This is a genomic window from Telluria sp. GW821-FHT07G12 (genome assembly GCF_059418525.1).
In genome coordinates this window covers 1,653,373-1,679,385 of sequence record NZ_JBWKQA010000001.1, presented here as the reverse complement: position 1 = coordinate 1,679,385, position 26,013 = coordinate 1,653,373, and the positions used below count along the sequence as shown (strand labels likewise).

The 26,013-nt window shown below is 65.4% G+C and carries 24 protein-coding genes; 19 read left to right on the top strand and 5 right to left on the bottom strand.

Annotation, left to right across the window (positions count from 1 at the left end; translation table 11 throughout):
- Positions 1 to 10: 10 nt before the first annotated feature.
- Positions 11 to 1,069 carry an aminoglycoside phosphotransferase family protein gene (locus AC07PE_RS07740; RefSeq protein WP_498762807.1) on the bottom strand — a complete coding sequence of 353 codons (1,059 nt, stop codon included), beginning with the start codon at positions 1,067 to 1,069 and terminating at the stop codon, positions 11 to 13.
- A 95-nt stretch (positions 1,070 to 1,164) separates the two neighbouring features.
- On the opposite strand from AC07PE_RS07740, the gene AC07PE_RS07735 reads away from it, so the two are divergent.
- The 4 genes from AC07PE_RS07735 to rsmA are packed head-to-tail and all read left to right on the top strand — an operon-like array spanning position 1,165 to position 6,737.
- Positions 1,165 to 3,453: an LPS-assembly protein LptD gene (locus tag AC07PE_RS07735; protein ID WP_498762806.1), complete on the top strand. Its 2,289-nt coding sequence runs from the start codon at positions 1,165 to 1,167 to the stop codon at positions 3,451 to 3,453.
- A gap of 50 nt (positions 3,454 to 3,503) precedes the next feature.
- Positions 3,504 to 4,901: a peptidylprolyl isomerase gene (locus tag AC07PE_RS07730; RefSeq protein ID WP_498762805.1), complete on the top strand. Its 1,398-nt coding sequence runs from the start codon at positions 3,504 to 3,506 to the stop codon at positions 4,899 to 4,901.
- Between the two features lie 3 nt (positions 4,902 to 4,904).
- Positions 4,905 to 5,948 carry a 4-hydroxythreonine-4-phosphate dehydrogenase PdxA gene (gene pdxA, locus AC07PE_RS07725; RefSeq protein WP_498762804.1) on the top strand — a complete coding sequence of 348 codons (1,044 nt, stop codon included), beginning with the start codon at positions 4,905 to 4,907 and terminating at the stop codon, positions 5,946 to 5,948.
- A gap of 9 nt (positions 5,949 to 5,957) precedes the next feature.
- Entirely contained in the window at positions 5,958 to 6,737 is a 780-nt protein-coding gene (gene rsmA / locus AC07PE_RS07720; protein ID WP_498762803.1) for a 16S rRNA (adenine(1518)-N(6)/adenine(1519)-N(6))-dimethyltransferase RsmA, read from the top strand.
- Position 6,738: 1 nt separating this feature from the next.
- Here rsmA and AC07PE_RS07715 read toward each other — a convergent pair whose 3' ends face one another.
- Entirely contained in the window at positions 6,739 to 7,545 is an 807-nt protein-coding gene (locus tag AC07PE_RS07715; protein WP_498762802.1) for a DUF6851 domain-containing protein, read from the bottom strand.
- A gap of 194 nt (positions 7,546 to 7,739) precedes the next feature.
- Between AC07PE_RS07715 and AC07PE_RS07710 the strand changes: the two genes are divergently transcribed.
- Complete coding sequence (locus tag AC07PE_RS07710; protein WP_498762801.1) at positions 7,740 to 7,934, top strand: hypothetical protein; 195 nt, start codon at positions 7,740 to 7,742, stop codon at positions 7,932 to 7,934.
- Between the two features lie 183 nt (positions 7,935 to 8,117).
- Here the strand turns inward: AC07PE_RS07710 and AC07PE_RS07705 are convergent, their stop codons facing one another.
- Both AC07PE_RS07705 and AC07PE_RS07700 read right to left on the bottom strand, forming a co-directional pair.
- Positions 8,118 to 8,813, bottom strand: a complete 696-nt coding sequence (locus AC07PE_RS07705) for a hypothetical protein (RefSeq protein WP_498762800.1) — start codon at positions 8,811 to 8,813, stop codon at positions 8,118 to 8,120.
- 18 nt (positions 8,814 to 8,831) lie between these two features.
- Positions 8,832 to 9,440 carry a hypothetical protein gene (locus tag AC07PE_RS07700; RefSeq protein WP_498762799.1) on the bottom strand — a complete coding sequence of 203 codons (609 nt, stop codon included), beginning with the start codon at positions 9,438 to 9,440 and terminating at the stop codon, positions 8,832 to 8,834.
- A 171-nt stretch (positions 9,441 to 9,611) separates the two neighbouring features.
- Between AC07PE_RS07700 and AC07PE_RS07695 the strand changes: the two genes are divergently transcribed.
- The 3 genes from AC07PE_RS07695 to AC07PE_RS07685 all read left to right on the top strand — a co-directional run bounded on the left by AC07PE_RS07695 (position 9,612) and on the right by AC07PE_RS07685 (position 12,348).
- The gene (locus tag AC07PE_RS07695; protein ID WP_498762798.1) at positions 9,612 to 10,325 is read left to right on the top strand and encodes an HAD family hydrolase; all 714 of its coding nucleotides are present in this window, start codon (positions 9,612 to 9,614) and stop codon (positions 10,323 to 10,325) included.
- 48 nt (positions 10,326 to 10,373) lie between these two features.
- The gene (gene hrcA, locus AC07PE_RS07690) at positions 10,374 to 11,387 is read left to right on the top strand and encodes a heat-inducible transcriptional repressor HrcA (RefSeq protein WP_498762797.1); all 1,014 of its coding nucleotides are present in this window, start codon (positions 10,374 to 10,376) and stop codon (positions 11,385 to 11,387) included.
- A gap of 94 nt (positions 11,388 to 11,481) precedes the next feature.
- Positions 11,482 to 12,348 carry an alpha/beta fold hydrolase gene (locus tag AC07PE_RS07685; RefSeq protein ID WP_498762796.1) on the top strand — a complete coding sequence of 289 codons (867 nt, stop codon included), beginning with the start codon at positions 11,482 to 11,484 and terminating at the stop codon, positions 12,346 to 12,348.
- Between the two features lie 12 nt (positions 12,349 to 12,360).
- On the opposite strand, the gene fur is transcribed toward AC07PE_RS07685, so the two are convergent.
- Positions 12,361 to 12,792, bottom strand: coding sequence for a ferric iron uptake transcriptional regulator (fur, locus tag AC07PE_RS07680; RefSeq protein WP_230026249.1), 432 nt, complete (start codon positions 12,790 to 12,792; stop codon positions 12,361 to 12,363).
- Positions 12,793 to 12,890: 98 nt separating this feature from the next.
- Here fur and AC07PE_RS07675 point away from each other — a divergent pair, with 98 nt between their 5' ends.
- The 11 genes from AC07PE_RS07675 to AC07PE_RS07625 all read left to right on the top strand — a co-directional run bounded on the left by AC07PE_RS07675 (position 12,891) and on the right by AC07PE_RS07625 (position 25,981).
- Entirely contained in the window at positions 12,891 to 13,499 is a 609-nt protein-coding gene (locus tag AC07PE_RS07675) for an outer membrane protein assembly factor BamE (RefSeq protein ID WP_498762795.1), read from the top strand.
- 4 nt (positions 13,500 to 13,503) lie between these two features.
- Positions 13,504 to 14,313 carry a 4-hydroxy-tetrahydrodipicolinate reductase gene (gene dapB / locus AC07PE_RS07670; RefSeq protein WP_498762794.1) on the top strand — a complete coding sequence of 270 codons (810 nt, stop codon included), beginning with the start codon at positions 13,504 to 13,506 and terminating at the stop codon, positions 14,311 to 14,313.
- Between the two features lie 195 nt (positions 14,314 to 14,508).
- Complete coding sequence (locus tag AC07PE_RS07665) at positions 14,509 to 14,835, top strand: barstar family protein (protein WP_230026254.1); 327 nt, start codon at positions 14,509 to 14,511, stop codon at positions 14,833 to 14,835.
- 108 nt (positions 14,836 to 14,943) lie between these two features.
- Complete coding sequence (leuS, locus tag AC07PE_RS07660; protein WP_498762793.1) at positions 14,944 to 17,589, top strand: leucine--tRNA ligase; 2,646 nt, start codon at positions 14,944 to 14,946, stop codon at positions 17,587 to 17,589.
- 3 nt (positions 17,590 to 17,592) lie between these two features.
- Complete coding sequence (locus AC07PE_RS07655; RefSeq protein WP_498762792.1) at positions 17,593 to 18,129, top strand: LPS-assembly lipoprotein LptE; 537 nt, start codon at positions 17,593 to 17,595, stop codon at positions 18,127 to 18,129.
- A 10-nt stretch (positions 18,130 to 18,139) separates the two neighbouring features.
- The gene (gene holA / locus AC07PE_RS07650) at positions 18,140 to 19,153 is read left to right on the top strand and encodes a DNA polymerase III subunit delta (RefSeq protein WP_498762791.1); all 1,014 of its coding nucleotides are present in this window, start codon (positions 18,140 to 18,142) and stop codon (positions 19,151 to 19,153) included.
- Positions 19,154 to 19,197: 44 nt separating this feature from the next.
- The gene (locus AC07PE_RS07645) at positions 19,198 to 20,463 is read left to right on the top strand and encodes a glutamate-5-semialdehyde dehydrogenase (RefSeq protein ID WP_498762790.1); all 1,266 of its coding nucleotides are present in this window, start codon (positions 19,198 to 19,200) and stop codon (positions 20,461 to 20,463) included.
- A 15-nt stretch (positions 20,464 to 20,478) separates the two neighbouring features.
- Positions 20,479 to 20,892 (top strand): CopD family protein, encoded by a 414-nt coding sequence (locus tag AC07PE_RS07640; protein WP_498762789.1) that lies wholly within the window; start codon positions 20,479 to 20,481, stop codon positions 20,890 to 20,892.
- A gap of 150 nt (positions 20,893 to 21,042) precedes the next feature.
- A complete protein-coding gene (locus AC07PE_RS07635) occupies positions 21,043 to 22,251 on the top strand; it encodes a THUMP domain-containing class I SAM-dependent RNA methyltransferase (RefSeq protein ID WP_498762788.1) in 1,209 nt (402 codons plus the stop codon).
- 2 nt (positions 22,252 to 22,253) lie between these two features.
- Positions 22,254 to 23,528: a multidrug effflux MFS transporter gene (locus AC07PE_RS07630; protein WP_498762787.1), complete on the top strand. Its 1,275-nt coding sequence runs from the start codon at positions 22,254 to 22,256 to the stop codon at positions 23,526 to 23,528.
- 344 nt (positions 23,529 to 23,872) lie between these two features.
- Positions 23,873 to 25,981 (top strand): HDOD domain-containing protein, encoded by a 2,109-nt coding sequence (locus tag AC07PE_RS07625; protein ID WP_498763018.1) that lies wholly within the window; start codon positions 23,873 to 23,875, stop codon positions 25,979 to 25,981.
- The last annotated feature ends 32 nt before the right edge of the window (positions 25,982 to 26,013 follow it).

Below are 26,013 nucleotides of genomic sequence, written 5' to 3'. Positions count from 1 at the left end.
GGTCCGGGAATCAGAAGGTGTAACCGACCGATGGCGCCTTGTCCTCGAAGGCATCGAGGAGGCGCAGCAGCGGTTTGAGTTCGGTGTAGCGGTTGGCGGTCTTGCGCACGTAGTCCATCACGGTCGGCAGGTCGCCCAGGTAGTTCGGCTTGCCGTCGCGGTAGTTCAGGCGGCAGAAGATGCCGAGGATCTTCAGGTGGCGCTGCAGGGCCATGTATTCGAAGTCGCGGTAGAAGGCGTCGATGTCCGGGTTGACCGGCAGGCCCATCTGCTTGGCGCTTTGCCAGTAGCGCACCACCCAGTCGAGCACGAATTCCTCGTCCCACTGGATGTAGGCGTCGCGCATCAGGGAGCCGAGGTCGTAGGTGATAGGGCCGTACACGGCGTCCTGGAAGTCCAGCACGCCCGGGTTGCCCTGGTCCATGAACATCAGGTTGCGGGAATGGAAATCGCGGTGCATGAACACCTGCTGCTGGGCCAGCACGTTGGCGCAGATGGCTTCGAACACCTTGTCCAGCTGGGCCTGTTGCTTGTCGCTCATCGTCACGCCCAGGTGGCGGCCGATGAACCATTCCGGGAACAGGTTCAGCTCGCGCAGCACGAAGGCGCGGTCGAATTCGGGCAGCACGCCGGGCTGGCTGGAGAGTTGGAACTTGATCAGCGCGTCCACCGCATCCGAGTACATTAAGGAGGCGTTGTCCGCATTCAGGCGCTGCAGGTAGGTGGTGGTGCCGAGGTCGGACAGCAGCAGGAAGCCGTCCTCGACCTTGCGGGCGACGATGGCCGGCACGGTCACGCCGGCGTCGAACAGCAGGCCGTCGACGTGGATGAAGGCCGGCACGTTTTCGCGCTCCGGCGGGGCGTCCATGGCGACCAGGGTGTCGCCCAGCTTGGCGCGTAGCGCCGGCACAACATCGAGTCGGAAGTAGCGGCGGAAGCTGGCATCGGCGGACGCCGGACGCATGCTCCCGACGTCGACCACGTCCAGACTGCCCAGCCATACGGTCAGCTGGGCCAGGCGGGCATCCTTGTCGATGGGGGCGGGAGATTGTTGAGACAGAGAAGACATGAAGCGTCCCGGTGAATCCGGTTGGTGATGAATATTCCCATATAATAAGGGATTCAATCCAAAAAATCGCCCTCTATGGTGCAACGCGATCTTTCATGAGCTGGATTACGGCCCTTCCTTTCCCGCCGCGGCGCGCCGCTGCCTTCTCCGCCCTCGTCGCCGTGGCCGCGGGGCCGTTGTATGCGCAGACCGCGCCCGCCGGCCCGCGTACCGACGACCAGGACCAGCCCACGACCATGAGCGCCGAGGAATTCACCGGCCGCCCCGACCGTGAGCTGAACATGTTCCGCAAGGTGGAAGTCACGCGCGGCGCCACCGGCGTCACCGCCGACACCGCCTGCTACCGCCAGGTCGAGGACGAAGTCACCGCCCAGGGCCACATCACGATGTGGCGCTTCGGCGACCGCTACAAGGGCGACGCCCTGCAGCTGAACCTGGAAACCGGCAAAGGCTGGGTGCTGAACCCGGCCTACCATTTCCAGGCGACTAACGGCCAGGGCAAGGCCAGGCGCATCGACTTCCTGGGCGAGAACCAGGCGCTGGTCGTGGACGGCACCTACAGCACCTGCGAAGGCCCGGACCCGGACTGGTACCTGAAATCCAGCACCCTGAACCTGGACAGCGGGCGCGACGTCGGCACTGCCGGCAAGACCATCATCTACTTCAAGGACGTGCCCATCCTCGGCACCCCGGCGCTGTCGTTCTCGCTGTCGGGCGCGCGCCGCTCGGGCTGGCTGCCGCCGTCGATCGGCACCGGCTCCAAGGGCGCGGCCGAAGTCATGGTGCCGTATTACGTCAACATCGCCCCGAACCGCGACCTGACGCTGTACCCGCGCTATATCTTCAACCGCGGCCTGCAGATGGGCGCCACCGGGCGCTACCTCGGCGAAACCTCGCAAGGCCCCTACAGCGGCGAGACCCACATCGAGGTGCTGCCGAACGACCGCGTGGCCAACCGCGACCGCTGGTGGGTCGACACCCTGCACAGCCAGGTGCTGGCGCCGGGCTGGAGCTTCGGCTGGAACGCGCACGCGGCCTCCGACAACGAATACCCGTCCGACTTCTCGCGCACGGTGGCGGCCAGCGCCGAGCGCCAGCTGCTGCGCGAGCTGCGCACCGATTACTCGGGCCATTACTGGAGCCTGAACGCGCGCGTGCAGAGCTACCAGGTGCTGCAGGACCCGGCTTCGCAGGATCCGAACAATCCGAACGCGGCCTTGCTGACGGTGGCGCGTCCCTACGACCGCCTGCCGCAGATTAACTTCCACGCCGGCCGCTACGACGTGCTGGGCGGCTTCGACTGGGCCGTGGATGCCGAGTTGGTGCGCTTCTCGCACCCGAACGACCAGTTCGTACAGGGCAACCGCGCCAACCTGATCGGCCAGCTCAGCTTCCCGGTGTTGCGCCCCGGCTGGTTCATCACGCCCAAGGCGATCCTGCACGCGACCCAGTACGACCTGGACAACAACACCGTCGATCCGGTCACCAGGGAGGCGCGCAACAAGATCTCGCGCGTGCTGCCGACCGTGTCCCTGGACAGCGGCCTGATCTTCGAACGCCAGAGCTCGCTGTTCGGCGAGAATTCGACCCAGACCCTGGAACCGCGCCTGTTCTACGTGCGTACCCCGTACAAGGACCAGAGCGCGATCCCGAACTTCGACACCGGGGTGGCAGGCTTCAACTACGCCCAGCTGTTCACGGAAAACCGCTTCGTCGGCGCCGACCGCGTGTCGGACGCCAACCAGGTGACGGCGGCCGTGGTCTCGCGCTTCATCGAGAGCAACGGCGCCGAGCGCCTGCGCCTGGTGGCGGGCAGCCGCTATTATTTCAGCGATCCGAAGGTGCGCCTGAACGGCGCCGAAACCCTGAACGTGACCCGCTCGGACGCACTGTTGGCCGCCTCCGGCCGCATTTCCGAGACCTGGACCTTCGACAGCGGCGTACAATACGATGCGCAAAGCCGCAGCCTGTACAGCATGAACTACGGGGTGCAGTGGAATCCGGCGCCGATGAAGGTGCTGAATCTGGAGTACCGGTTCCAGCGCGACGCCCTCGGCTTTGCCAGCGGCTTCCGGAATGCCGAAGTGTCGGGCCAGTGGCCGCTGGCGCGGCGCTGGTATGGCGTGGCGCGCGCCAGCTACTCGGTGCGCGACCGCAAGCTGCTCGAGGGCCTCGTCGGCCTCGAGTACAAGGCGGACTGCTGGGTGTTCCGGCTGGGCGCGCAGCGTTTCGTGACCGCGCTGCAGACCACCTCGACGCCGATCTTCTTCCAGCTCCAGCTCAATGGCCTGTCGAGCCTGAGCACTGGTAATAATGCGCTGGAAACCTTTAACAAGAGCATCCCGGGCTACACCCGGCTGAACACCAACGTCGGCCGCCCTTGAGCGTCTGGCCATGGACAACTAGAAACCCTGAAATGAGTGCTTCCCTGAATATGCGTACTACCCGTTTGCATCAAGTCAAGCTGGCCGCAGTGCTCCTGTGCGCCATCGCAGCCGGCGACGTCCTGGCCCAAGCCGCTCCAGCCCAGGCTGCGAAGCCGTCCGCCCCGCAGTCGACCGGCTTCCTGCCGCCGGCCGCCAGCAATGCCAAGGTCATCGACTCGGTCTATGTCATCGTCAACGACGAGGTCATCACCAGGCGTGAAGTCGAGAACCGCGTCAATGAGATCACGCAGCGCCTGAAAGGGCAGAACGCCCAGCTGCCCGATGCGGACGACCTGCGCCGCCAGGTGGTCGAGGCAATGATCACCGAGCGCGCCCAGCTCCAGCTGGGCAAGGAATACGGCATCAAGGTGTCCGACCTCGAGCTCGACCGCGCCATCGGCCGCATCGCCGAATCGCAGAAGATGAGCGTGCAGGACATGCGCAACCAGATGGAAAAAGAGGGCATGACCTTCGCCCAGTTCCGCGAGCAGATCCGCAACGAGATCATCATGCAGCGCCTGGTCGACCATGAAGTCGACGCCAAGATCCAAGTCTCGGACGCCGAGATCGACACCTACCTGGCCGCTGAGAAGGCCGCCGCTGCCGATCGCGTCGAAATCGACCTCTCGCAGATCCTGGTGCGCATCCCGGAAAACGCTTCGCCCGAGCAGATCGCGGCGCGCAAGGCGCGTGCCGACGAGGTCGCGCGCCAGCTGCGCACCGGCGCCGACTTCGCCAAGATGGCCACCACCTATTCCGACGCCCCGGACGCCCTGCAGGGCGGCTCGGTGGGCTGGCGCGATCCGAACCGCCTTCCGACCACGTTCGCCGCCGAACTGGTGAAGCTGAAGCCGGGCCAGGTGACGCCGGTGCTGCGTACCAACGTCGGCTTCCACATCCTGAAGGTCAACAACGTGCGCAAGCCGGAAGCCGCGCAGCAAGGCGCCGATGCGGCCGCGGCCTCGGTGCAGCAGACCCACGCCCGCCACATCCTGCTGAAGATCACCCCGACCCAGACCGAGGAAGAAGCGCGCAAGAAGCTGCTCGACCTGAAGGCGAAGATCGAGGGCAAGCAGGCCAGTTTCGAAGACCTGGCGCGCCAGTATTCGCAGGACAGCGCCCCCAAGGGCGGTGACCTCGGCTGGCTCGAACCCGGCGACATCCCGGACGAACTCGCGACCGTGATGAACGGCCTGCAGACGGGCCAGATCTCGGACCCGGTCAAGACCCCGTTCGGCGTGCACATCATCCAGGTGGTCGAGCGCAAGACCCAGGACACCTCGAAGGACAAGGAACGTGCGACGGCGCGCCAGGTCCTGACCGAGCGCAAGCGCCAGGAAGCGATGGAAGACTGGGCCCGCCAGACCCGCGACCGTGCCTATGTCGAGTTCCGCGAGGACAAGTAAGCAATGAGCATCCCGGGCCCACGTCCCACGCTGGCGGTCACGGTCGGTGAGCCGGCCGGGATCGGCCCGGAGATCGCGATCCGCGCCGCCTGGGCCCTGCGCGAGCAGGCGCGCTGCGTGCTGGTCGGCGACGCCGCCTTCCTGTCGATGACGGCCAGCCTGATCGATCCGGACATCCGCCTGTCGGCGCTGTCCACCATGGCGCTGCGCCACAGCGGGCTGCCGCACTTCGGTCCGGCGACGATCCCGGTGATCGACGTGCCGCTGGATGCCCACGTGGTGCCGGGGCGGCTCGACGCCAATAACGGCCGCGCGGTGCTGGCCACGCTCGACCTGGCCATCGAAGGCTGCAAGGCCGGCTGGTTCGAGGCCGTCGTCACCGCGCCGCTGCAGAAGAGCACCATCAACGATGCCGGCGTCGCCTTTTCCGGCCACACCGAATACCTGGCCGAGAAGACCGGCACGCCCCGGGTGGTGATGATGCTGGCCGGCTCGCCGGGCGGCGATCAGCCGTATCTGCGGGTGGCGCTGGCCACCACCCATCTGCCCCTGAAAGATGTGCCGGCCGCGCTCACGCGCGAGACCCTGGACCAGGTGCTGGACATCCTGCACGCCGATCTGCGCCATAAATTCGGCATCGCCGCGCCGCGCATCCTGGTGACCGGCCTGAATCCGCACGCCGGCGAGAACGGCTACCTGGGCCGCGAAGAAATCGACACGATCGAACCGGCGCTGGCAGCGGCGCAGGCGCGCGGCATCGACGCCCGCGGCCCGTATCCGGCCGACACCCTGTTCCAGCCGAAGTACCTGCAGGACGCCGACGCCGTGCTGGCCATGTACCACGACCAGGGCCTGCCGGTCCTCAAGCACGCCACCTTCGGGCGCGGCGTCAACATCACGCTGGGCCTGCCCCTGATCCGCACCTCGGTCGACCACGGCACCGCGCTGGACCTGGCCGCCCAGGGCCTCGGCCTGGCCGATTGCGGCAGCATGGAGGAGGCGATCCGCGTCGCCCTGTCCATGGTCCGTGCCCGAGCAACAACCTAAGAAAAATTCATGAAACACGTAGCCCGCAAGCGCTTCGGCCAGAACTTCCTGACCGATGCCCACGTCCTCAGTGACATCATCGACTCGATCGGCCCGCGCAAGGGCGAAACCATGGTCGAGATCGGCCCCGGCCTGGCGGCGATGACCGCACTGCTGCTCAAGGAGCTCGACCACATGCACGTGGTGGAGCTGGACCGCGACCTGGTGGCGCGCCTGGAAAAGGCCTATCCGCGCGAGCGCCTGACGGTTCACTCCGGCGACGCCCTGAAGTTCGATTTCGGTTCGATTCCGGTCCCGGAGGGGAAGAAGCTGCGCGTGGTCGGCAACCTGCCGTACAACATCTCGAGCCCGCTGCTGTTTCACCTGGCCGACTTTGCCCATCTGGTCGAGGACCAGCACTTCATGCTGCAGAAGGAAGTGGTCGAGCGCATGGTGGCAGAACCGGGCACCAAGGCGTATAGCCGCCTGTCCGTGATGCTGCAATGGCGCTACGACATGGCGATGCTGTTCGTGGTGCCGCCCACCGCCTTCGATCCGCCGCCGCAAGTCGATTCGGCGATCGTGCGCATGGTGCCGACCAAGCGCCAACTGCCGGCCGACGCCGCCACGCTGGAAGCGGTGGTGGCCAAAGCCTTCTCGCAGCGGCGCAAGGTCATCAAGAATTGCGTGGCCGGCATGTTCACCGAGGCGCAGCTGGTCGAGGCCGGCATCGATCCGGGCGCGCGTCCGGAAGCGGTTGGGCTGGAGCAGTACGTGGCGCTGGCCAACCTGCTGAAACCCGCCTCGTAATTCAGAGCTTCCCTTCCCAGTAACGGCGCGCGCCGTCGAATGCGCGCGCGCCGCTCTTCCTTCCCAGTTCCTCCCCGGCCGAGCCGGCCACCTCGAAACGGCTGTCGCCCGTAAAGCGCCGGATCACCTCGCTTGCTGCGGCACCAAGGCTGCCCTGGATGGCCAGCGTCCCGGCATCGGCGAGCGCGTTGGCGAGTGCGAAGAACAGGCGCACGTCCTGGTCGTCGCTGTAGCCGTCGTGTTCGGACAGCAGATGGGCCGGCAGGAACCAGCGTCCCGGCGCCGGCTCGACCACCGGCGGCAGGTCCTGGGGCGTATCCAGGGCCGCATGGCCGACCAGGCCGCCCAGCCGGCCGGCGCCCTCGCGCCGGCAGAAGGCGCGCATGGCGGCGGCCTGGCCGCGGCCGATGCCGGCCGGGCTCAGCGGACCGCCGCCCGCCGCCGGATCCAGGCCCAAGGCAGCCATCCTGGTTTCAAATACGGCGCCTTGCGCAGGGAAACGCTCGGCCAGCGTGGCATGGGCCGCATGGCTCATGGCGGCAGCCTTGCTGGCCGCGCTGCGTTCGATGGCCGGCAGCCGCACCGCGACCCCGTGCGCCGTCTGGCGCGCCACGTCGTCGTAGGCCGCCCAGGCGTTGTACATGCAGGTGTGCAAGGCCGCCAGCGTGCGCGCCGCCGGCGCCGGGCCGGGCTGCGCCTTGCGGATCGCCTGCAGGGCCAGCCGGTTCCAGCCGAGCACGGTGCCGGCCACGCTGGCGTCCGCATCCGGATTGCTGGATTCAAGTTTTAGAAAGTTCTCCCGCCTCATTTCGCCTCCGCATTTGTGCCGCCGTCGAGTATGGCGAGCACAGGCGCTCAGGCTGTTGATCGTTCTCGCTTTTTGGGCATCCATGACGCGTTTTTTGCAGTTCGTCGCAGACCGCTGGAAGGCAAGGGCGCCGGCGCCTACAGTGACAGCATCGAAAGACAGAACGCAACACCCTCTACCGAAGGAGAACCGAAATGAACGTCATGAAAAACATGGAAGCGATCTTCCTGGCAGCCGCCTTCCTGATCGGTGTCACCAGCGTCGCCAGCGCCGCCAGCGAGAGCGCACGCGTGCGCCAGGAAGCCCAGATGTCGGTCCAGGGGCAGAAGATGGCAGTGGTGGTGGTGACGGCGAAGCGCTTGAGCGCCGCCGAAAAGGCCGCGCTGTAAGCGCTGCGCCTGAATGAGGCGAAAAAAAAGCCCGCTGTTGAGGCGGGCTTAAATCCAATTCTTTTCTGAGGAGAGTTGGAGGAGACAGAAGCAGTATGCTGCTTCACGGTATATCAGTCCAATTTTTGTTTGGAATATTTGATATACGCAACAAATATATCTCCTCCGAAACTACCTTTCGCCTCAGGCGTTCTTCTTGCAGGTTACCGCAACCGTCTTGTTGCCGCCCAGTGCTTCCAGCGCGTCGTTCATGACGCCGGTGCCGTTGGCAACCGTGCAGGTGTAGCCGGTCGGCTGGGTCAGCACGGTCACGCCGAAGCTGGTGTTGTAGGGAACGGGCGACAGCGTAAACGGCAGCGCGGTGGTCGTGGTGGCGGTGCTGGTGAGCGTGATCTGGCTGTTGCTGCCGTTGATCAGCGTGACGCTGGCGTCGACGCCTTCCAGGCCCGTGACCGTGCCGCTCAGCTCATACGACAGGATCGCGCAGGTGTAATAGACTTCGATCGCCGGGGTGCGCGCCGAGTCGACCGAGGCGGTCTGGCCTGCCGTGCCGTACTCGCGCGGATAGCCGTTGGTCTGGCAGCTCTGGTGCTTCGGCTGCGAGCCGGTACCGCTGGTTGCGGTGCCACCCTTCGGGATCACGTTGTAGTAGGTGCCGTAGTCGAGGCCGTTCGGGAAGTTCAGGACGACGTTGTCGCCGGCCTTGGCGGGCGGGTTCACGGCCAGTTCCTGGCCGTTGGTGGTCAGGATCAGGCCCGGATACTGCACGTTGGCGACCGTCACCTTGACCGGATAGGTCTCCTTGCCGCCGCCGCCGCAGGATGCCAGGACCAGGGATGAAGCCAGGACCAGGGCCGGGCGCACGAGGTGGAACTTCATACTTTACTCTCCAGAAGATTAGGTCTTGGGACCGCAGGTGACGACCGGCGTGGTGCTCGGGCCGGTGGCGGTCATGGTGCCGCTGCCGTTGCTGATGGCGCAGGTCTGGGTGTCCGGCTGGGTCAGGATGGTGATGCCGTAGGGGCCATCTTCCGGCACCTTGGCCATCGGCACGGTCACGGCCGCGCCGGCATTCGCCGTCACCGCCTGTTTGTCGGAGCCGTTAACCAGCACCAGGCCGGCGCTGGTCAGGCCGTTGACGGTCACGCCCAGGTCATGGGTCTTGATGGTGCAGAACACCGACGGCGCCGTGGTATAGACCGTGTAATAGTTGGCGCGCGCCTTGCCGTTGCTGACCGTGCATTTGTCCACGTTCGACGGCGTGGCCTTGACTTCGATGTTGAATTCGTCGTCGGTCGACAGGTATTTCGTGAACTGGACGGTGGCGGCGCCGGCCGGGACGGCGAGTTCCTCGCCGTTGCCCCGGTTAACCAGTACCAGGCCGGTTTTGGTCACGCCGCCGGCAATCGACACGGCCAGGGGCAGGTCGCCATCGCCGCCGCCGCAGGCGGACAGGCCAAGCGCGCATGCCAGCACAGCGCCGGCATACAGGATCGAACTCTTCATAGAATCTCCGTTGGACGGGATGGCGCAGGAAAGACCGGCGGCACCGCTGAGTAGAATATAACCCGACATTTTAGAGCATTTGCCAAGCCGCAGCGTCATTTGCCTTTGTATCACGGTGTAACGACGTCTGTATAACGTTGATTTTCATGGCCGGCCTCGCTATGCTGGACTATGACCACGACCCGACCCGCCTGGCCCGAGGCCATCCTGTTCGACCTGGACGATACCCTGTGGCCGATCGCCCCGGTGATCCTGCAGGCCGAGGAGACCCTGTTCGCCTGGCTGCGCGAGCACGCGCCGCGCGTGGCCCAGCAGTTCACGATCGACGGCCTGCGCCAGGCCCGCCTGGAGCTGCTGGCGCGCCACCCCGAATTCCAGCTCGACCTGGGCAAGCTGCGCCGCGCCGGCCTGCTGGCCGCCTTCGAAACGGCGGGCGAGGATGCCGCCAAGGTGGAACTGGCGATGGCCGAGTTCTTCGCCGCGCGCAATGCCGTGGTGCCCTACGACGACGTGGTGCCGGGCCTGCTGCGCCTGAAGGGGCGGGTGCTGCTGGGCGCGATCACGAATGGCAACGCCGACCTGCGCACGATCGGCCTGGAGCACCATTTCAAGGCCTGGGTGTCGGCGCCTCAGCTGGGCGTGGCCAAGCCCGACCGGGAGATCTTCCTGGCCGGCTGCCGCGCGCTGGGCGTCGCGCCCTGGGATGCGGTGTATGTCGGCGACGACGTCCTGCTCGACGTCCAGGGCGCCCAAGACGTCGGTATGCGCGGGGTGTGGATGAACCGGAACGGCAGCAACAAGCACCGCGAGCACGGCGTCGAGCCGGATGCGATCGTGCGCAACTTCGACGAACTGCTGGATTGGCTCAAGCGCACCTATGGTTGACCGCGCGCATGACTCCCCAGCGGGCTAGCGAACGTGCATAATGTGAGCATGCAACTCGATAACCGTGCACAAACCCTGCTGAAAGCCCTGGTCGAGCGCTACATCGCCGACGGCCAGCCTGTCGGCTCGCGCGCGCTGTCGAAGATTTCCGGCCTCGACCTCTCGCCGGCCACGATCCGCAACATCATGGCCGACCTCGAAGAGATGGGCTATGTCGCCAGCCCGCACACCTCGGCCGGCCGGATTCCGACGCCGCGCGGCTACCGCATCTTCGTGGATACGCTGCTCACCGTGCAGCAGATCGACGAGGACGCCGTCGGCGCCGGCATGCGCCTGCCCGCGCACCAGCCGCAGAAGGTGATCGCCAACGCCGCGCAGATGCTGTCCTCGCTGTCGCAGTTCGCCGGCGTGGTGCAAAGCCCGCGGCGCGAATCCGCGTTCCAGCAGATCGAATTCCTGCGCCTGTCCGAAAAACGCATCCTGCTGGTGATCGTCGATCCGCGCGGCGACGTCCAGAACCGCCTGCTGCTGACCGACGTCGACTACAGCCCCTCGCAGCTGATCCAGTCGGCCAACTACCTGAACCAGAATTTCGCCGGCCTGTCCTTCGACCAGGTGCGCGCGCGCCTGACCGGCGAGCTGCGCCAGCTGAGCGACGACATGGCGCGCCTGATGCAGTCCGCGGTGGAGGCGGGCAGCGAGGCGCTGCAGGAAACCGACGACATGATCATTTCGGGCGAGCGCAACCTGCTGTCGGTGAGCGACCTCTCGTCGAATATGAGTTCGCTGCGCCAGATGTTCGAGATGTTCGAGCAGAAGACCGGGCTGATGCAGCTGCTGGACGTCTCCAGCAAGGCCGGCGGCGTGCAGATCTTCATCGGCGGCGAATCCAAGCTGGTGCCGATGGACGAGATGAGCGTGGTCACCGCGCCCTATGAAGTGAACGGCAAGATCGTCGGCACCCTCGGCGTGATCGGCCCGACCCGCATGGCCTACGAGCGCGTGATCCCGATCGTCGATATCACCGCCAAGCTGCTGTCGAACGCGCTCAGCCACTCCTGACTTCCTACTGGGAGTTCTTACAGTTTCAGCGAGACAGACCCCACGGCTATAGTCCTGTCATCGCGCCGCGTGCGCCATTTGCCAAGGAATTGCCGTGAATCGATTTGCCCGTCCCCTTTTTCTCGCCGCCATCGTGTTCGTGTGCTGCGCCGTTGCCCGCAGCGGCGCCTCCGCACCGGACGAGCGCATCGCCGTGGGCGGCTACCAGGTGCAGGCGGCGGAGCAGGGCAGCGGGCGCTATACGGTCATCTTCGAATCCGGCTTCGCCACCGGTCTGGAGACCTGGCGCAAGGTTGCGCCGGAGGTGGCGAAGTCAGCGCACGTCGTGAGCTACTCGCGCGCCGGCCACGGCAGCTCCGACCCGCGGCCCGAAGCGCGCAGCATCCTGCAAAGCAGCCTGGAACTCGACCAGCTGATCGCCAGCGCGAAGCTGAAGCCGCCCTTCATCCTGGTCGGCCACTCCTATGGCGGCTTGCTGGCGCGCGCCTTCGCGCTGCGCCATCCGGGCCAGGTGGCGGGCATGGTGCTGGTCGATCCGGCCGACGAAGGCTTCAATCCGGCCCTGCGCAAGCTCGATGCCGCACGCGCAGCGGACGACGACCGCCGCTTCGACGCCCTCGTGCCGGCGACATTCAAGGCGGAGTACGAGGCGCTGAAGCCGGTCCTCGACCGGGGCGCGCTGCCGCCGCCGCTGGATGGCAGGCTGCCGGACGTGCCGGTGGTCGTCCTGACCTCGGTGCAGCAGGTGGAAAAGCCGGAGTTCTTCCTGCAAAGCGTGGGAGCGGTGGCGGTGAAACGCGACTTGCACGCCGATTTCCTGCGCCAGTTCAGCGACGGCTCCCAGGTGCTGACCATGCGGAGCGGCCATAACATCCAGCAGGAGGAGCCGGAACTGGTGATAGCGGCGGTAAGAAAGGTGATGGCCGCGGCCGATGGGCGCGCGGCGCAAGACAGGCTGTGACGACGATGCCGCTTAGCGGTGGCGGTGCGGGCAGTCGGTCTTCTGGCAGTTGCCGTAGATGGCGAGGGCGTGCTCGGCGATCTTGAAGCCGCGTTCGAGGGCGATCTTCTGCTGGCGGCTTTCGATCTCTTCGTCGTAGAACTCCTCGACGTGGCCGCAGTCCAGGCAGACCAGGTGGTCGTGGTGCGAGCCGGCGTTCAACTCGTAGATGGCCTTGCCGGTTTCAAAGTGATTGCGGTTCAGGAGGCCGGCCTGCTCGAACTGCGTCAGCACGCGGTACACCGTGGCCAGGCCCACGTCCATGTTCTCGTTCAACAGGGTTTTATAGACGTCTTCCGCCGTCAAGTGCCGCACCGTACTGTTCTGGAAGATCTCCAGGATTTTCAGCCGCGGCAGTGTCGCTTTGAGGCCGCTGGCCTTCAGGTCGGTTGGGTTATTGCTCATGTTTTGTTACTCTTAGATGGGCTGAGATGTGCGGAGTGCTTTATGATATAGCGTTTTGCAGCTCCGCCCAATCGATTTTAAGGTTAGATATGCGCGTCATGAATGCCGTTTTCCATCGTTCCCACGCCCGGGCCGTGCTCGTGGCCGGCCTTGCCGTCACGGCCATGGCAGTCTCCGGCTGCGCCTCCTGGCGTAACCAGACCAAGCCGGCGGCGCCGGTGAGCACCGCGCCGGAAGCGGTCGCCGCCGATGCCAACAAGGCCGCGGCAGCCGCGAATGCTGGCGCGCAGACGACCACCGTCACCAAGCTGCAAAAATTCCTGTGGGTGTTCTCGCCGTATCGCCCGGACATCCAGCAGGGTAACTTCGTGTCGCAGGAGATGCTGGGCCAGCTGAAGGTCGGCCAGAGCCGCGACCAGGTCAAGTTCATCCTCGGCACTCCGCTGCTGACCGACGCCTTCCACGCCGACCGCTGGGACTACCCGTTCTACCTCGCGCGCGGCAACGGCGAGCTGACCACCAGCCGCGTCACCGTCTACTTCAAGGACAACCTGGTCGCCAAGATCGACGGCGGCAACCTGCCGAGCGAGCGCGAATACATCTCGCGCCTGATCGGCATCTCGAAGTACGAGACCAAGACCGAGCAGGAAACGCTGGATGAAATGAAGCGCAAGCGCGAAGATGCGGCCAAGCGCGGCGGGGAGTAAGCGCATGACCCAGCTGAATATTGCCGTTGCCGGCGCCAGCGGCCGCATGGGCCGCATGCTGATCGAGACCATCGCCGCCGACGCCGACGCCACCCTGGCGGGCGCGCTCGACCGCGAAGGCAATCCCTTCATCGGCTCGGACGCCGGCGCCTTCTCGGGCCAGCTGACCGGCGTCACGATCCGATCAAGCCTGGCCGAGGGCCTGGCCGGCGCCCAGTACCTGATCGACTTCACCCGTCCCGAAGGCACGCTGGAGCATCTGGCTTACTGCGCCGAGCACGGCATCAAGATGATCATCGGGACCACCGGTTTCGACGAGGCGGGCAAGGCCGCGATCCGCGCTGCCGCCGAAAAGACCGCGATCGTGTTCGCCCCGAACATGAGCATCGGCGTGAACGTCACCCTGAAGCTGCTGGAAATGGCGGCGAAGAACTTCTCGCAGGGCTATGACATCGAGATCATCGAAGCCCACCACCGCCACAAGGTCGACGCCCCGTCCGGCACCGCGCTGAAGATGGGCGAGGTCATCGCCGACGCCCTGGGGCGCGATCTGAACGAGTGCGCCGTCTACGGCCGCGAAGGCGTGACCGGCGAGCGCGATCCCTCGACCATCGGCTTCGCCACCGTGCGCGGCGGCGACATCGTCGGCGACCACACCGTGCTGTTCGCCGGCATCGGCGAGCGCATCGAGATCAGCCACAAATCAAGCAGCCGCGTCAGCTACGCCCAGGGCTCGCTGCGCGCCGCGCGCTTCCTGGCCGACAAGCAGACCGGGCTGTACGACATGCAGGATGTGCTGGGCCTGAAGGCCTGAGCACCGAACTGTACGGCTCTGCCGGCGGACTGCTGGCATACTGGCCACATTACCAATACCGTCGTCCCCGCGAAAGCGGGGACCCATGCTGAGCTTCCGAAGTTCGTCAGTTCGCTTTTACGCGAATTAAACGACTTCGGCGCCTCGGTATGGATTCCCGCTTTCGCGGGAATGACGGCTGCTAAGGAGATTTCTATGGCCACCGTCGAACTGAACGGCGCCGCAATCGTCGACACCGAAAGCTTCCACGCCGAGAGCCAGCGCGCCTTCGGCTTCCCGGATTCCTATCCGCATACGATGGATTCCTGGGTCGACTGCCTCAGCTACCTGCGCGACGAGGACGGCATGAGCAGCATCCGCCTGGGCCCGGACGAAACCCTGCACATCGTCGTGCTGCATTCCGACGCCATGCGCGAGCGCGCCGAAGACGTGCTGGAGGAAATGGCCTTCTGCATCATCGGCATCAACGAGCGCTACGAGGACTACGGCGAAAAGCCGGCCCTGGAGCTCGAATTGCGGTAAAACCGATCGTGGGCTCGGGGAGCCCACCCTACCGTTGGCCCACGCAGCCCGGTAGACGAATGTACCAGTATAATGTTCTGCTCACCTCCCTTTAGTCCGCAGAACATCATGCAAGATAAATATAGTCCAGCCGAAGTCGAACAGGCCGCCCAGGCCTACTGGAAGTCGATCGACGCCTATAAAGCGGTCGAACATGACCCTCGTTTCCCAAAAGGCAAGTATTACGCTTGCTCGATGCTGCCTTACCCGTCCGGCAAGCTGCACATGGGCCACGTGCGCAACTATACGATCAACGACGTGATGTACCGCTACCTGCGGATGAACGGCTACAACGTGCTGATGCCGATGGGCTGGGACGCCTTCGGCATGCCCGCCGAAAATGCAGCGATGGCCAACAACGTGCCCCCTAGCGAGTGGACCTATTCGAACATCGCCCACATGCGCGGCCAGATGGAGTCGATGGGCCTGGCCATCGACTGGTCGCGTGAAATGACCGCCTGCAAGCCGGACTACTACAAGTGGAACCAGTGGATGTTCCTGAAGATGCTCGAGAAGGGCATCATCTACCAGAAGACCGGCACCGTGAACTGGGACCCGGTCGACCAGACCGTGCTGGCCAACGAGCAGGTGGTCGACGGCCGCGGCTGGCGTTCGGGCGCGCTGGTCGAAAAGCGCGAGATCCCGATGTACTACGTGCGCATCACGGACTACGCCGACGAACTGCTGGACTACGTCGACAACAAGCTGCCGGGCTGGCCGGAGCGCGTGCGCATCATGCAGGCCAACTGGATCGGCAAGTCGACCGGTGTGCGCTTCGCCTTCCCGCACGTGATCATGGACGACGCCGGTGAGCTGATCAACGAGGGCAAGCTGTACGTCTTCACCACCCGCGCCGACACCATCATGGGCGTGACCTTCTGCGCGGTCGCCGCCGAGCACCCGCTGGCCACGCAGGCGGCCAAGAACAATCCGGAGCTGCAGGCCTTCATCGCCGAGTGCAAGCAGGGCTCCGTGATCGAAGCCGACATGGCGACGATGGAAAAGAAGGGCATGCCGACCGGCCTGACCGTCATGCACCCGATCACCGGCGAGCAGGTGCCGGTCTGGGTCGGCAACTACGTGCTGATGACCTATGGCGACGGCGCCGTGATGGGCGTGCCGGCGCACGACGAGCGCGACTTCGCGTTCGCGAAAAAATACAATCTGCCGATCAAGCAGGTCGTGGCGGTGGAAGGCGAGACCTTCTCGCTGGACGGCTGGCAGGAGTGGTACGGCGACAAGGAGCGCGGCGTGCTGATCGACTCCGGCAAGTACGACGGCCTCGATTACACGGCCGCCGTCAATGCGGTGGCCGGCGACCTGGCCGAGAAGGGCCTGGGCGACAAGAAGGTCACTTTCCGCCTGCGCGACTGGGGCATCTCGCGCCAGCGCTACTGGGGCACGCCGATCCCGATGATCCACTGCGAGAAGTGCGGCACCGTGCCGGTCCCGGAAAAGGACCTGCCGGTCGTGCTGCCGGAAGACTGCGTCCCGGACGGCACCGGCAACCCGCTCAAGAAGCACGAAGCCTTCCTGAAGGTCGACTGCCCGTGCTGCGGCGCGCCCGCCCGCCGCGAGACCGACACCATGGACACCTTCATCGACTCGTCCTGGTACTACATGCGCTATACCTCGCCGGGATCGAACGATTCGATGGTCGACCCGGCCCGCAACGATTACTGGATGCCGATGGACCAGTACATCGGCGGCATCGAGCACGCCGTGCTGCACCTGCTGTACGCGCGCTTCTGGACCAAGGTCATGCGCGACTTCGGCCTGGTGAAGTTCGACGAGCCCTTCGTCAACCTGCTGACCCAGGGCATGGTGCTGAACGAGACCTATTATCGCGAAGACGAATCCGGTAAAAAAACCTGGTTCAACCCGGCCGACGTCGACCTGGTGTTCGACGACCGCGGCCGCCCGCAGGCAGCGGCGTCGAAGCTGGACGGCGCGCCGGTCATCATCGGCGGCACCGAGAAGATGTCGAAGTCGAAGAACAACGGCATCGACCCGGCCGCCCAGATCGAGCAGTACGGCGCGGATACCGCCCGCCTGTTCACCATGTTCGCGGCGCCGCCGGAACAGACCCTGGAGTGGTCGGAGTCGGGCGTGGAAGGCGCGAGCCGCTTCCTGCGCCGCGTCTGGGCCTTCGCATTCGCCCAGCGCGAGCGTATCGCCTCGGCGCTGGCCGGCCAGCAGCAGGGCAGCCTGGACGACGACCAGAAGGCGCTGCGCCGCGAAGTCCACAAGATCCTGCAGCAGGCCGATTACGACTTCAAGCGCATCCAGTACAACACCGTGGTCTCGGCCTGCATGAAGATGCTGAATACCCTGGAGTCGGCCAAGCTGGCCGAAGGCGTGGCCGGCAACGCCGTGATCGCCGAAGGCCTGTCGATCTTCCTGCGCATGCTGAACCCGGTGGCGCCGCACATCACCCACGCGCTGTGGCAGGAACTCGGCTACGCCGGCGTGTACGGCGACATCCTCAATGTGCAGTGGCCGGAAGTCGACCCTGCTGCGCTGGAGCAGTCCGAGATCGAGCTGATGATCCAGGTGAACGGCAAGCTGCGCGGCTCGGTGAAAGTGCCGAAGGAAGCCGACAAGGCGGCGATCGAAGCCGCCGCGCTGGCGTCGGAAGCGGCACAGAAGTTCATCGAAGGCACGCCGAAGAAGATCATCGTCGTCCCCGGTAAACTCATCAACATCGTGGTGTAAGCGATGCGCGCCCCTTCCAAGAAGTTGGTGGTGCGCGCCGTTGCGGCCCTGGTAATCGCAGGGTCGCTGGCTGGCTGCGGCTTTCAGATGCGCGGCTCGAACGGCAGCTACACGATGCCCTTCCACAGCATCTTCCTGACCTTCCCGGATACCTCGCCGCTGGGCACTGAACTCAAGCGCAACCTGCGCGCGGGCGACGTGGCCATCGCCGACAAGGCGGAAGGGGCGGAGGCGCAGTTCGTGGTGCTGAGCGAGAACCGCGGCAAGTCCATCCTGTCGCTGAACAGCCTGGGCCGCGTGCGCGAATACCTGCTGACCTATACGCTGACCTTCATGGTCCGCGACAGCAAGGGCGTCGAGCTGCTGCCGGCCACCGAAATCACGCTGCGCCGGAACATGGCCTTCGACGAGACCCAGGTGCTGGCCAAGGAATCCGAGGAAGCGCTGCTGTACCGCGACATGCAGGCCGACCTGGTGCAGCAGATCATGCGTCGCCTGGCTGCCCTGCGGCCGGCGCCGGCGGCATCTCCGGCGAAATAAGGAAACGACTATGCAGTTGCGGCCTGAGGCGCTCGACGGGCACCTCGCCAAGGGGCTGGCGCCCCTGTACGTGATCACCAGCGACGAACACCTGCTGGCGCTGGAGGCGGCGGACAAGATCCGCCGCGCCGCCCGTGCGCAGGGCTATTCCGAGCGCGACGTGCTCACGGTCGAGCGCAGCTTCAAATGGGGCGAGCTGCTGGCCTCCAACCAGGCGATGTCCCTGTTCGGCGACAAGAAGATGATCGAACTGCGCATCCCCGGCGGCAAGCCCGGCAAGGACGGCAGCGTGGCCCTGCAGAACTACGCGAAAGACCTGAACCCCGACAACCTGACGCTGATCACGCTGCCGAAGCTGGACTGGCAGACGGCCAAGGCGGCCTGGGTGGGCAGCCTGCAGCAGGCCGCGGTCTACATCGAGATCCCGAACGTCGAACGCCCGCAACTGCCGGCCTGGATCGGCATGCGGCTCTCGGCACAACAGCAGAGCGCCGACCGCCAGAGCCTGGACTTCATCGCCGACCGGGTGGAAGGCAACCTGCTGGCCGCGCACCAGGAAATCCAGAAGCTGGGTTTGCTGTACGAGCCGGGCAAGCTGAGCTTCGAGCAGGTGCAGGACGCCGTGCTGAACGTGGCGCGCTACGACGTGTTCAAGCTGTCGGAAGCGATGCTGGCCGGCGACCCGGCGCGCCTGGTGCGCATGCTCGAGGGTTTGAAGGGCGAGGGCGAGGCGTTGCCGCTGGTCTTGTGGGCCGTCAGTGAAGAAATCCGCACGCTGCTAAAATTGAAATCCGGGATGGCGCAGGGACGCCCGCTGGGCGCGCTGCTGAAGGAATACCGGATCTGGGGTCCGCGCGAGCGCATGATGGAACCGGCGCTGCGCCGCGTTTCATTGCCGACCCTGGAAGCGGCCATGCAGGAGGCAGCCCAGGTCGACCGCATGGTCAAGGGCCTGCGCGCGAAGCAGTTCGCGGGCGATGCATGGGATGCGATGCTGCAGCTGGCGCTAAGAGTCGCGTCTTAACGTAGGGTGGGCACCCCGTGCCCACGATTGAACGGAAACGCACCATGGACATCACGAACTACATGCAGCAGACCGGCCGCCAGGCGCGCGCGGCCTCGCGCGCGATGGCGCGCGCCGACAGCGCCACCCGCAACCGCGCACTGCTCCTGATTGCCGACGCCATCGAACGCGATGCCGGCAAGCTGCGCGAGGCGAACGCGCGCGACATGGAAGCGGCGGCCGCCGCCGGCCTGGAGCCGGCCATGCTGGACCGCCTGGCCCTGTCGGATAAAGCGATCGCCACCATGGTCGAGGGCCTGCGCCAGGTCGTCGCGCTGCCGGATCCGATCGGCGAAATCTCCAACATGAAGTTCCGCCCGAGCGGCATCCAGGTCGGCCAGATGCGCGTGCCGCTGGGCGTCATCGGCATCATCTATGAGGCGCGTCCGAACGTGACGGTGGACGCGGCCGGCCTGTGCATCAAGAGCGGCAACGCCGCCATCCTGCGCGGCGGCTCGGAAGCCATCCACTGCAACCGCGCGCTGGCCGCGCTGGTGGCTGAAGGACTGCGCGGCGCCGGCTTGCCGGAACATGGCGTGCAGGTGGTCGAGACCACCGACCGCGCCGCCGTCGGCGCCCTGATCACCATGCCGGAATACGTGGACGTGATCGTGCCGCGCGGCGGCAAGGGCTTGATTGCGCGCCTGATGAAGGAGGCCACGGTGCCGATGATCAAGCACCTGGACGGCATCTGCCACGTCTACATCGACGCCAAAGCCGATATCGCCAAGGCCCTGCCGATCGCGATGAACGCCAAGACCCACCGCTACGGCACCTGCAACACCATGGAAACCCTGCTGGTGGCGCGCGCGATTGCGCCGACCGTGCTGCCGCAGCTGGCCGAGTTGTACAAGACGAAGGAAGTCGAGCTGCGCGCCGACCCGGAAGCGCTGGCGATCCTGCAGGGCTATCCGCACCTGGTTGCGGCAAGCGAGGAAGACTGGCGCACCGAATACCTGGCGCCCATCCTGTCGGTGAAGATCGTGGCGGACATCGACGAGGCGATCGAGCATATCAACCAGTATTCGTCGAAGCACACCGAAGCCATCGTCACCGAGGATTACACCCTTGCCATGCGCTTCCTGCGCGAAGTCGACTCGAGTTCGGTGATGGTGAATGCGTCGACGCGCTTTGCCGACGGTTTCGAATATGGCCTGGGCGCGGAGATCGGGATTTCGAACGACAAGCTGCATGCGCGCGGCCCGGTCGGGCTGGAGGGGTTGACCTCGCTGAAGTACATCGTGTTCGGGCACGGCGAAGTACGCCAATAACAAATAAGGGTTTTCATGTACCTCTGGATCAAGGCCTTCCACATCGTCTTCATCGCCTCCTGGTTCGCCGGCCTGTTTTACCTGCCGCGCATCTTCGTGAACCTGGCCCAGGAAACCAATCCCGCCGTGCTGGAACGCCTGCTGGGCATGGGCCGCCGCCTGTACCGCTTCACCACGATGCTGATGATTCCGGCGCTGCTGCTGGGCCTCTGGCTATGGCTGGGTTTCGGCATCAAGGGCGGCTGGCTGCATGCGAAGCTGGCGCTCGTCATCCTCGTGATCGGCTACCATCACGCGTGCGGATCGCTGCTGAAAAAATTCGAGCGCGGCGCGAACACGCGCAGCCACAAGTGGTTCCGCGTGTTCAATGAAGTACCGGTTTTGCTGCTGATCGGGATTGTGATCCTGGTCGTTGTAAAGCCTTTTTAAGCAAGAGCCGAACATCGTCATTCCCGCGGAAGCGGGAATCCATACTGAGCCGACTACTGACGCTCAGCATGGATTCCCGCCGCCGCGGGAATGACGTTTTGGGGCTGGCAAAAGCATTAATTTTTTAACTACGGATAAAGGGTTCCCCCGATGGCTTCCTATTTTTGCCCATGCCCGCGTGGCATGGAACAAGCGCTGGCCGAAGAGCTGGCCGAAATCGCGCAACACACCAACAGCCCAACGCTGAAGGTGCACAACCAAGTCCCCGGCGGCGTGCACGCCTCGGGCAGCATGCAGGATGCCTACCGCATCAACCTGCATTCGCGCATTGCCTCGCGCGTGCTGATGCGCATGGCGAACAAGACCTACACCAACGAGAACGACATCTACGACCTGGTGCTCGAGCAGCCCTGGGAAGACTGGTTCGACGTCGACCACACGATCCGCGTCGACATCACGGCCGTGAAATCGCCGCTGAAGAGCCTCGAGTTCACGACCCTGAAGATCAAGGACGCCGTCTGCGACCGCTTCCGCGACCAGTTCGGCAAGCGTCCCTCTGTCAATACGCGCGAGCCGGACATGCGCATCCTCGGCTTCCTCGACCAGCGCAACTTCACGGTCTACCTCGACACCTCCGGCGAAGCACTGTTCAAGCGCGGCTGGCGCGAAGAGACCGGCGATGCGCCGCTGCGCGAGAACCTGGCCGCCGGCCTGCTGCGCGTGGCCGGCTGGAAGCCGGGCGTGCCGCTGTTCGACCCGATGTGCGGTTCCGGCACCATCCTGATCGAGGCGGCCCAAATGGTGCAGGGCATTCCGCCGGGCGCGCGCCGCCGCTTCGCCTTCGAAAAATTCCGCAACTTCGATAGCAAGGCCTGGCAGGAGATGAAGACGGCCATCAAGCCGAACCCGCTGCCGAGCGAGCCGACCATCTTCGGTTCCGACATCTCCGGCGACATGGTGGCGATGACCCGCCATAACCTGAAAGTCGCCGGCGTGATGTTCGAGGTGCCGCTCAAGCAGATCGAGGCGCAGCAGGTGCAGCCGCCCACCAGCCAGCCGGGCATCCTGCTGACCAACCCGCCCTACGGCGAGCGTATCGGCGTGCGCGGCGACTCCACCATCCCGCAGGACGAGATGGCGGTCGGCTTCTACCAGGACCTTTCCAGCACGCTGAAGCAGCGCTTCGCCGGCTGGACCGTGTACCTGTTCACCGCCGACCTGTCGCTGCCGAAGATGCTGCGCCTGAAGGAATCGCGCAAGACCCCGTTCTTCAACGGCGCGCTCGAATGCCGCCTGTTCCGCTTCGACATGGTCGCCGGCTTCAACCGCCGGGAAGCGGCCAAACCCCAACAAGAGTAAACATGCTGCCCGAGCCCGAACCAGACAATCTGCCCAAAGACCCCGTCATCCCCGTTCCGCTGCCGGAGCCGCACAAGGTCACCATGCTGAGCGCGGGCGGCCTGGCGGCCCTGCTGGCCGCGCTGGCGATGCTGGGGCCGTTCTCGGTGGATGCCTACCTGCCGGCCTTCCCGCGCATCCAGGAAACCCTGCATGCGACCCCGCTGGAAGTCCAGCAGACCCTGACGGCCTACATGCTGTCCTTCGCCGTCATGTCGCTGTGGCACGGGGCGCTGTCGGATGCGTTCGGGCGCCGCAACGTGGTGCTGGTCGCATTGATCGTGTTCGCGGTCGGCACCCTCGGCTGCGCCTCGGCGCATTCGGTGCACTACCTGTGGATCTTCCGCATCATGCAGGGCTTCTCGGCCGGGGCCGGGGTGGTGGTGGGGCGGGCGATCATCCGCGACCTGTACTCGGACGCGCCGGCCGCGCGCCTGCTGTCGATGGTGACGATGATCTTCTCGATCGCGCCGGCCATCGCGCCAGTGCTGGGCGGCTGGATCGTGACCCTGCTCGACTGGCGCGCGATCTTCCTCGGGCTGCTGGTCTTCAGCCTCGGGCTGTGGTGGGTCTGCTGGCAGCACCTGCCCGAGACCATGCCGGTGGAGCGCCGCCAGCCCTTCAATCCACGCTTCCTGGCGCAGAGCTACTGGGACATCTTCAGCTCCGTGCTGTTCCAGATGAAGTCGGCGGTGGTCGCCTTCAACTTCGGCGGCATGTTCCTGTTCATCGCCGGCGCGCCGGTGCTGCTGCCGGTGCACCTGCATCTCGGGCCCTCGGATTTCGCATGGCTGTTTGTGCCGGCGGTGGCCGGCATCTTCATGGGTGCGCTGGCCGCCAACCGATTGGCCGGCAAGATGCATTACGGGCGCCAGATCGGCATCGGCTACGCATTCATGCTGACCGCCGTTACCGGCAGCGTGCTGTATCACTCTTTCCTGCCGCCGGCGCTGCCGTGGACCGTGCTGCCGATGTTCTTCTATAACTTCGGCAGCTCGATCATCAACCCCAGCGCGACCCTGCTGACGCTCGACCTGTTCCCGCACATCCGCGGTACGGTGGCATCCTGCCAGTCCTTCATCACCACCTTGATGGGCGCGATCGTGGCCGGCATCATCGTTCCGGCGGTGGACTACTCGGTGCTGGCGATGGCGATCGGCCAGGCTGCGTTTGCGCTGGCGTCGTTGGCGTGCTGGATGGTGTCGCGGCATTACCGGCGCCGCCAGGCCTTGGCTTGATTGATATTTCGCAACTTTCACGCGTGGGCACGGGGTGCCCACCCTACGAAAATGTGAGGTGCATCAATACCTGCGCTTGAGTTCTGACTCTAAAACACATCACTTTCTGCGGAAAATGTTGTTCCCGGTCAGAAATGTATATATGCTAAGATAAGTTTTTCACGTTCGGAACAATGGCCTAAAACCAGCCTTGCTCCGGGTACCACTAGAAGAATTATCGTGGCAGCTTTAGCCGGGGAAAGCGCCACCTACTATCCAGAACAGCAGTGGCGGCCGTGCTTGAGACCAACTACCAATCAGACCAGGATATCCGCAATCGCTTGCTGATCGCGCGGCTGCCGGCCATGCCGCAGATCCTCATCAAGCTGCTGGCCCACCTGCAGGCCGACGACCTCGGCATGCCCGAGCTGGCCGCGCTGGTGGCCAAGGATGCCGGCATGACCGGCAAGATCCTCACGGTCGCCAACAGCTCGGCCTACCATCGCGGCGGGCGCCAGCCGAATCTCGAGCAGGCCATGGTCTCGCTGGGCACCGACATGATCAAGACCCTGGTGATCAGCGATTCGGTATTCCAGACCTTTAACAGCTTCCCGAATTCCAGCGCGACCGACCTGCGCGCGTTCTGGAAGAATTCGCTGACCGCCGCCGTGCTGGCGCGCGATCTGGCGCGTCACCTGAATTATTCGCAGCCCGAGGAAGCCTACCTGGCCGGCCTGCTGCACAACGTCGGCCGCCTGGCCCTGCTGGCCACCGCGCCCAAGGAATACGGCTTCAACTTCACCGCGCGCGACGACGAAGACCTGTGCGCGGTCGAGCAGCGCACCCTGCAGATCACCCACGCCGAAGCCGGCGCCTGGCTGATCGAACGCTGGCAGCTCGATTCCTTCCTGTCCGACGCCGTGCTGTACCACCACGAGCCGGGCGAGCGCCTGGAGGGCGCCCATCCGCTGATCCGCATCGTGCGCGCCGCCCACCTGCTGTCCGGCCATGCCGAAGACCCGAACCTGGTGGTCGAGGCGGCCAAGCTGTGCGACCTCGAACCGGAAGCCGCCGACGAGCTGCTGGCCCAGGCTGCGCGCCAGGTCGAGCGCGCCGCGGTCCATCTCGGCATCGACCTGGCCGGCGCCGACGATATCCCGGCGCTGCCGGCCTTCGCGCCGCCGCCGCCCGTCGATCCGGTGCAGCAGCGCCTGACCGAGGAAATGCGCAACCTGGTGCTGGTGTCGGAAATCGGCCAGGCCTTCGCGCGCCAGCAGGGAGAAAGCGGCCTGCTGGAATCGATGACGCGCTCGGCGCGCGTGCTGTTCGATTTCGAGAACGCCGTCGTGCTGCTGGAGAACCCGACTGGCCACGCGCTGGTGGGCGCGCCCACCCCGACCCAGCAGCGCATCGCCGAATTCTCGATCCCGCTGTCGAAGGGCGGCGCGGTGGCGAAAGCCGCGCTGGAACGCCGCCTGGCCTTCGTGCGCCGCGAAGGCGCGCCGCTCGGCCTGCCCGAGGAACAGCTGCTGCGCATGCTGGGCACCGAATCGCTGGTCTGCGTGCCGCTGGTGAGCGGTGCCCGCTGCATCGGCGTCCTGATCGGCGGCATCTCGAGCTGGCAGGTCCCGTCCTGCCAGAAGCGCGAACGCTTCATGCAGTCCTTCGGCGCCCAGGCCGCGAGCGCGCTGGAAAACGCGATGTCCGAGCGCGGCCATGCGCGACGCCAGCTGGCCCACGTGGCCGAGGAATACCGCGAAGCCTCGCGGCGCGTGGTGCACGAAGTGAACAACCCGCTGTCGATCATCAAGAACTATCTGTCCGTCCTCGACAGCAAGCTGGAACGCCAGGAACCGGTGGGCGGCGAGCTGTCGATCCTGAACGAAGAGATCGACCGCGTCGGCCAGCTGGTCAACAGCCTGACCGAGGTGCAGCCCGGGTTACAGTCCGCCCTCGACAGCGGTGTCAGCGCCGACGTCGGGAAAGTGGTCGAGGACGTGCTGCGCCTGTTCCGCGCCACCGACTTCGTGCCGCCGAACGTCGAGATCGTGGTCAGCACGCCCGATGAAGCCGGCCGCATCGAAGGCGACCCGGACATCCTCAAGCAAATCCTCGTCAACCTGGTCAAGAACGCGATCGAGGCCCTGGCCGCCACCGGCGGGCGCATCGAGATCGCCAACCGCGGCCACGTCAACCGCGAGCGCAGGCTGTACCTGGAACTGGTCGTCTCCGACACCGGCCCGGGCCTGTCGCGCGAGGTGCTGGCCAACCTGTTCTCCGCCGTGAAGAGCACGAAGGAGGGCCCGCACCATGGGCTCGGCCTGTCGATCGTGCACAGCCTGGTCAAGAAGCTGAACGGGCACATCGCCTGCCGCAGCGGCAAGACCGGCACCAGTTTTGAAATCCTGCTGCCGGCGCATGCCGGCGCCAGCGCCCCGGCTGGACTGCCGGTGCGCGCGCTTGGATCCGTATAAGGTAACAATGAATCCATTCTCCGCCAGCGCCC

Coding starts and splice junctions, on each gene's coding strand:
- AC07PE_RS07740 (WP_498762807.1), bottom strand. CDS start 1,069: ATGTCTTCTCTGTCTCAACAATCTCCCGCCCCCATCGACAAGGATGCC.
- AC07PE_RS07735 (WP_498762806.1), top strand. CDS start 1,165: ATGAGCTGGATTACGGCCCTTCCTTTCCCGCCGCGGCGCGCCGCTGCC.
- AC07PE_RS07730 (WP_498762805.1), top strand. CDS start 3,504: ATGCGTACTACCCGTTTGCATCAAGTCAAGCTGGCCGCAGTGCTCCTG.
- pdxA (WP_498762804.1), top strand. CDS start 4,905: ATGAGCATCCCGGGCCCACGTCCCACGCTGGCGGTCACGGTCGGTGAG.
- rsmA (WP_498762803.1), top strand. CDS start 5,958: ATGAAACACGTAGCCCGCAAGCGCTTCGGCCAGAACTTCCTGACCGAT.
- AC07PE_RS07715 (WP_498762802.1), bottom strand. CDS start 7,545: ATGAGGCGGGAGAACTTTCTAAAACTTGAATCCAGCAATCCGGATGCG.
- AC07PE_RS07710 (WP_498762801.1), top strand. CDS start 7,740: ATGAACGTCATGAAAAACATGGAAGCGATCTTCCTGGCAGCCGCCTTC.
- AC07PE_RS07705 (WP_498762800.1), bottom strand. CDS start 8,813: ATGAAGTTCCACCTCGTGCGCCCGGCCCTGGTCCTGGCTTCATCCCTG.
- AC07PE_RS07700 (WP_498762799.1), bottom strand. CDS start 9,440: ATGAAGAGTTCGATCCTGTATGCCGGCGCTGTGCTGGCATGCGCGCTT.
- AC07PE_RS07695 (WP_498762798.1), top strand. CDS start 9,612: ATGACCACGACCCGACCCGCCTGGCCCGAGGCCATCCTGTTCGACCTG.
- hrcA (WP_498762797.1), top strand. CDS start 10,374: ATGCAACTCGATAACCGTGCACAAACCCTGCTGAAAGCCCTGGTCGAG.
- fur (WP_230026249.1), bottom strand. CDS start 12,792: ATGAGCAATAACCCAACCGACCTGAAGGCCAGCGGCCTCAAAGCGACA.
- AC07PE_RS07675 (WP_498762795.1), top strand. CDS start 12,891: ATGAATGCCGTTTTCCATCGTTCCCACGCCCGGGCCGTGCTCGTGGCC.
- dapB (WP_498762794.1), top strand. CDS start 13,504: ATGACCCAGCTGAATATTGCCGTTGCCGGCGCCAGCGGCCGCATGGGC.
- AC07PE_RS07665 (WP_230026254.1), top strand. CDS start 14,509: ATGGCCACCGTCGAACTGAACGGCGCCGCAATCGTCGACACCGAAAGC.
- leuS (WP_498762793.1), top strand. CDS start 14,944: ATGCAAGATAAATATAGTCCAGCCGAAGTCGAACAGGCCGCCCAGGCC.
- AC07PE_RS07655 (WP_498762792.1), top strand. CDS start 17,593: ATGCGCGCCCCTTCCAAGAAGTTGGTGGTGCGCGCCGTTGCGGCCCTG.
- holA (WP_498762791.1), top strand. CDS start 18,140: ATGCAGTTGCGGCCTGAGGCGCTCGACGGGCACCTCGCCAAGGGGCTG.
- AC07PE_RS07645 (WP_498762790.1), top strand. CDS start 19,198: ATGGACATCACGAACTACATGCAGCAGACCGGCCGCCAGGCGCGCGCG.
- AC07PE_RS07640 (WP_498762789.1), top strand. CDS start 20,479: ATGTACCTCTGGATCAAGGCCTTCCACATCGTCTTCATCGCCTCCTGG.
- AC07PE_RS07635 (WP_498762788.1), top strand. CDS start 21,043: ATGGCTTCCTATTTTTGCCCATGCCCGCGTGGCATGGAACAAGCGCTG.
- AC07PE_RS07630 (WP_498762787.1), top strand. CDS start 22,254: ATGCTGCCCGAGCCCGAACCAGACAATCTGCCCAAAGACCCCGTCATC.
- AC07PE_RS07625 (WP_498763018.1), top strand. CDS start 23,873: ATGCCGCAGATCCTCATCAAGCTGCTGGCCCACCTGCAGGCCGACGAC.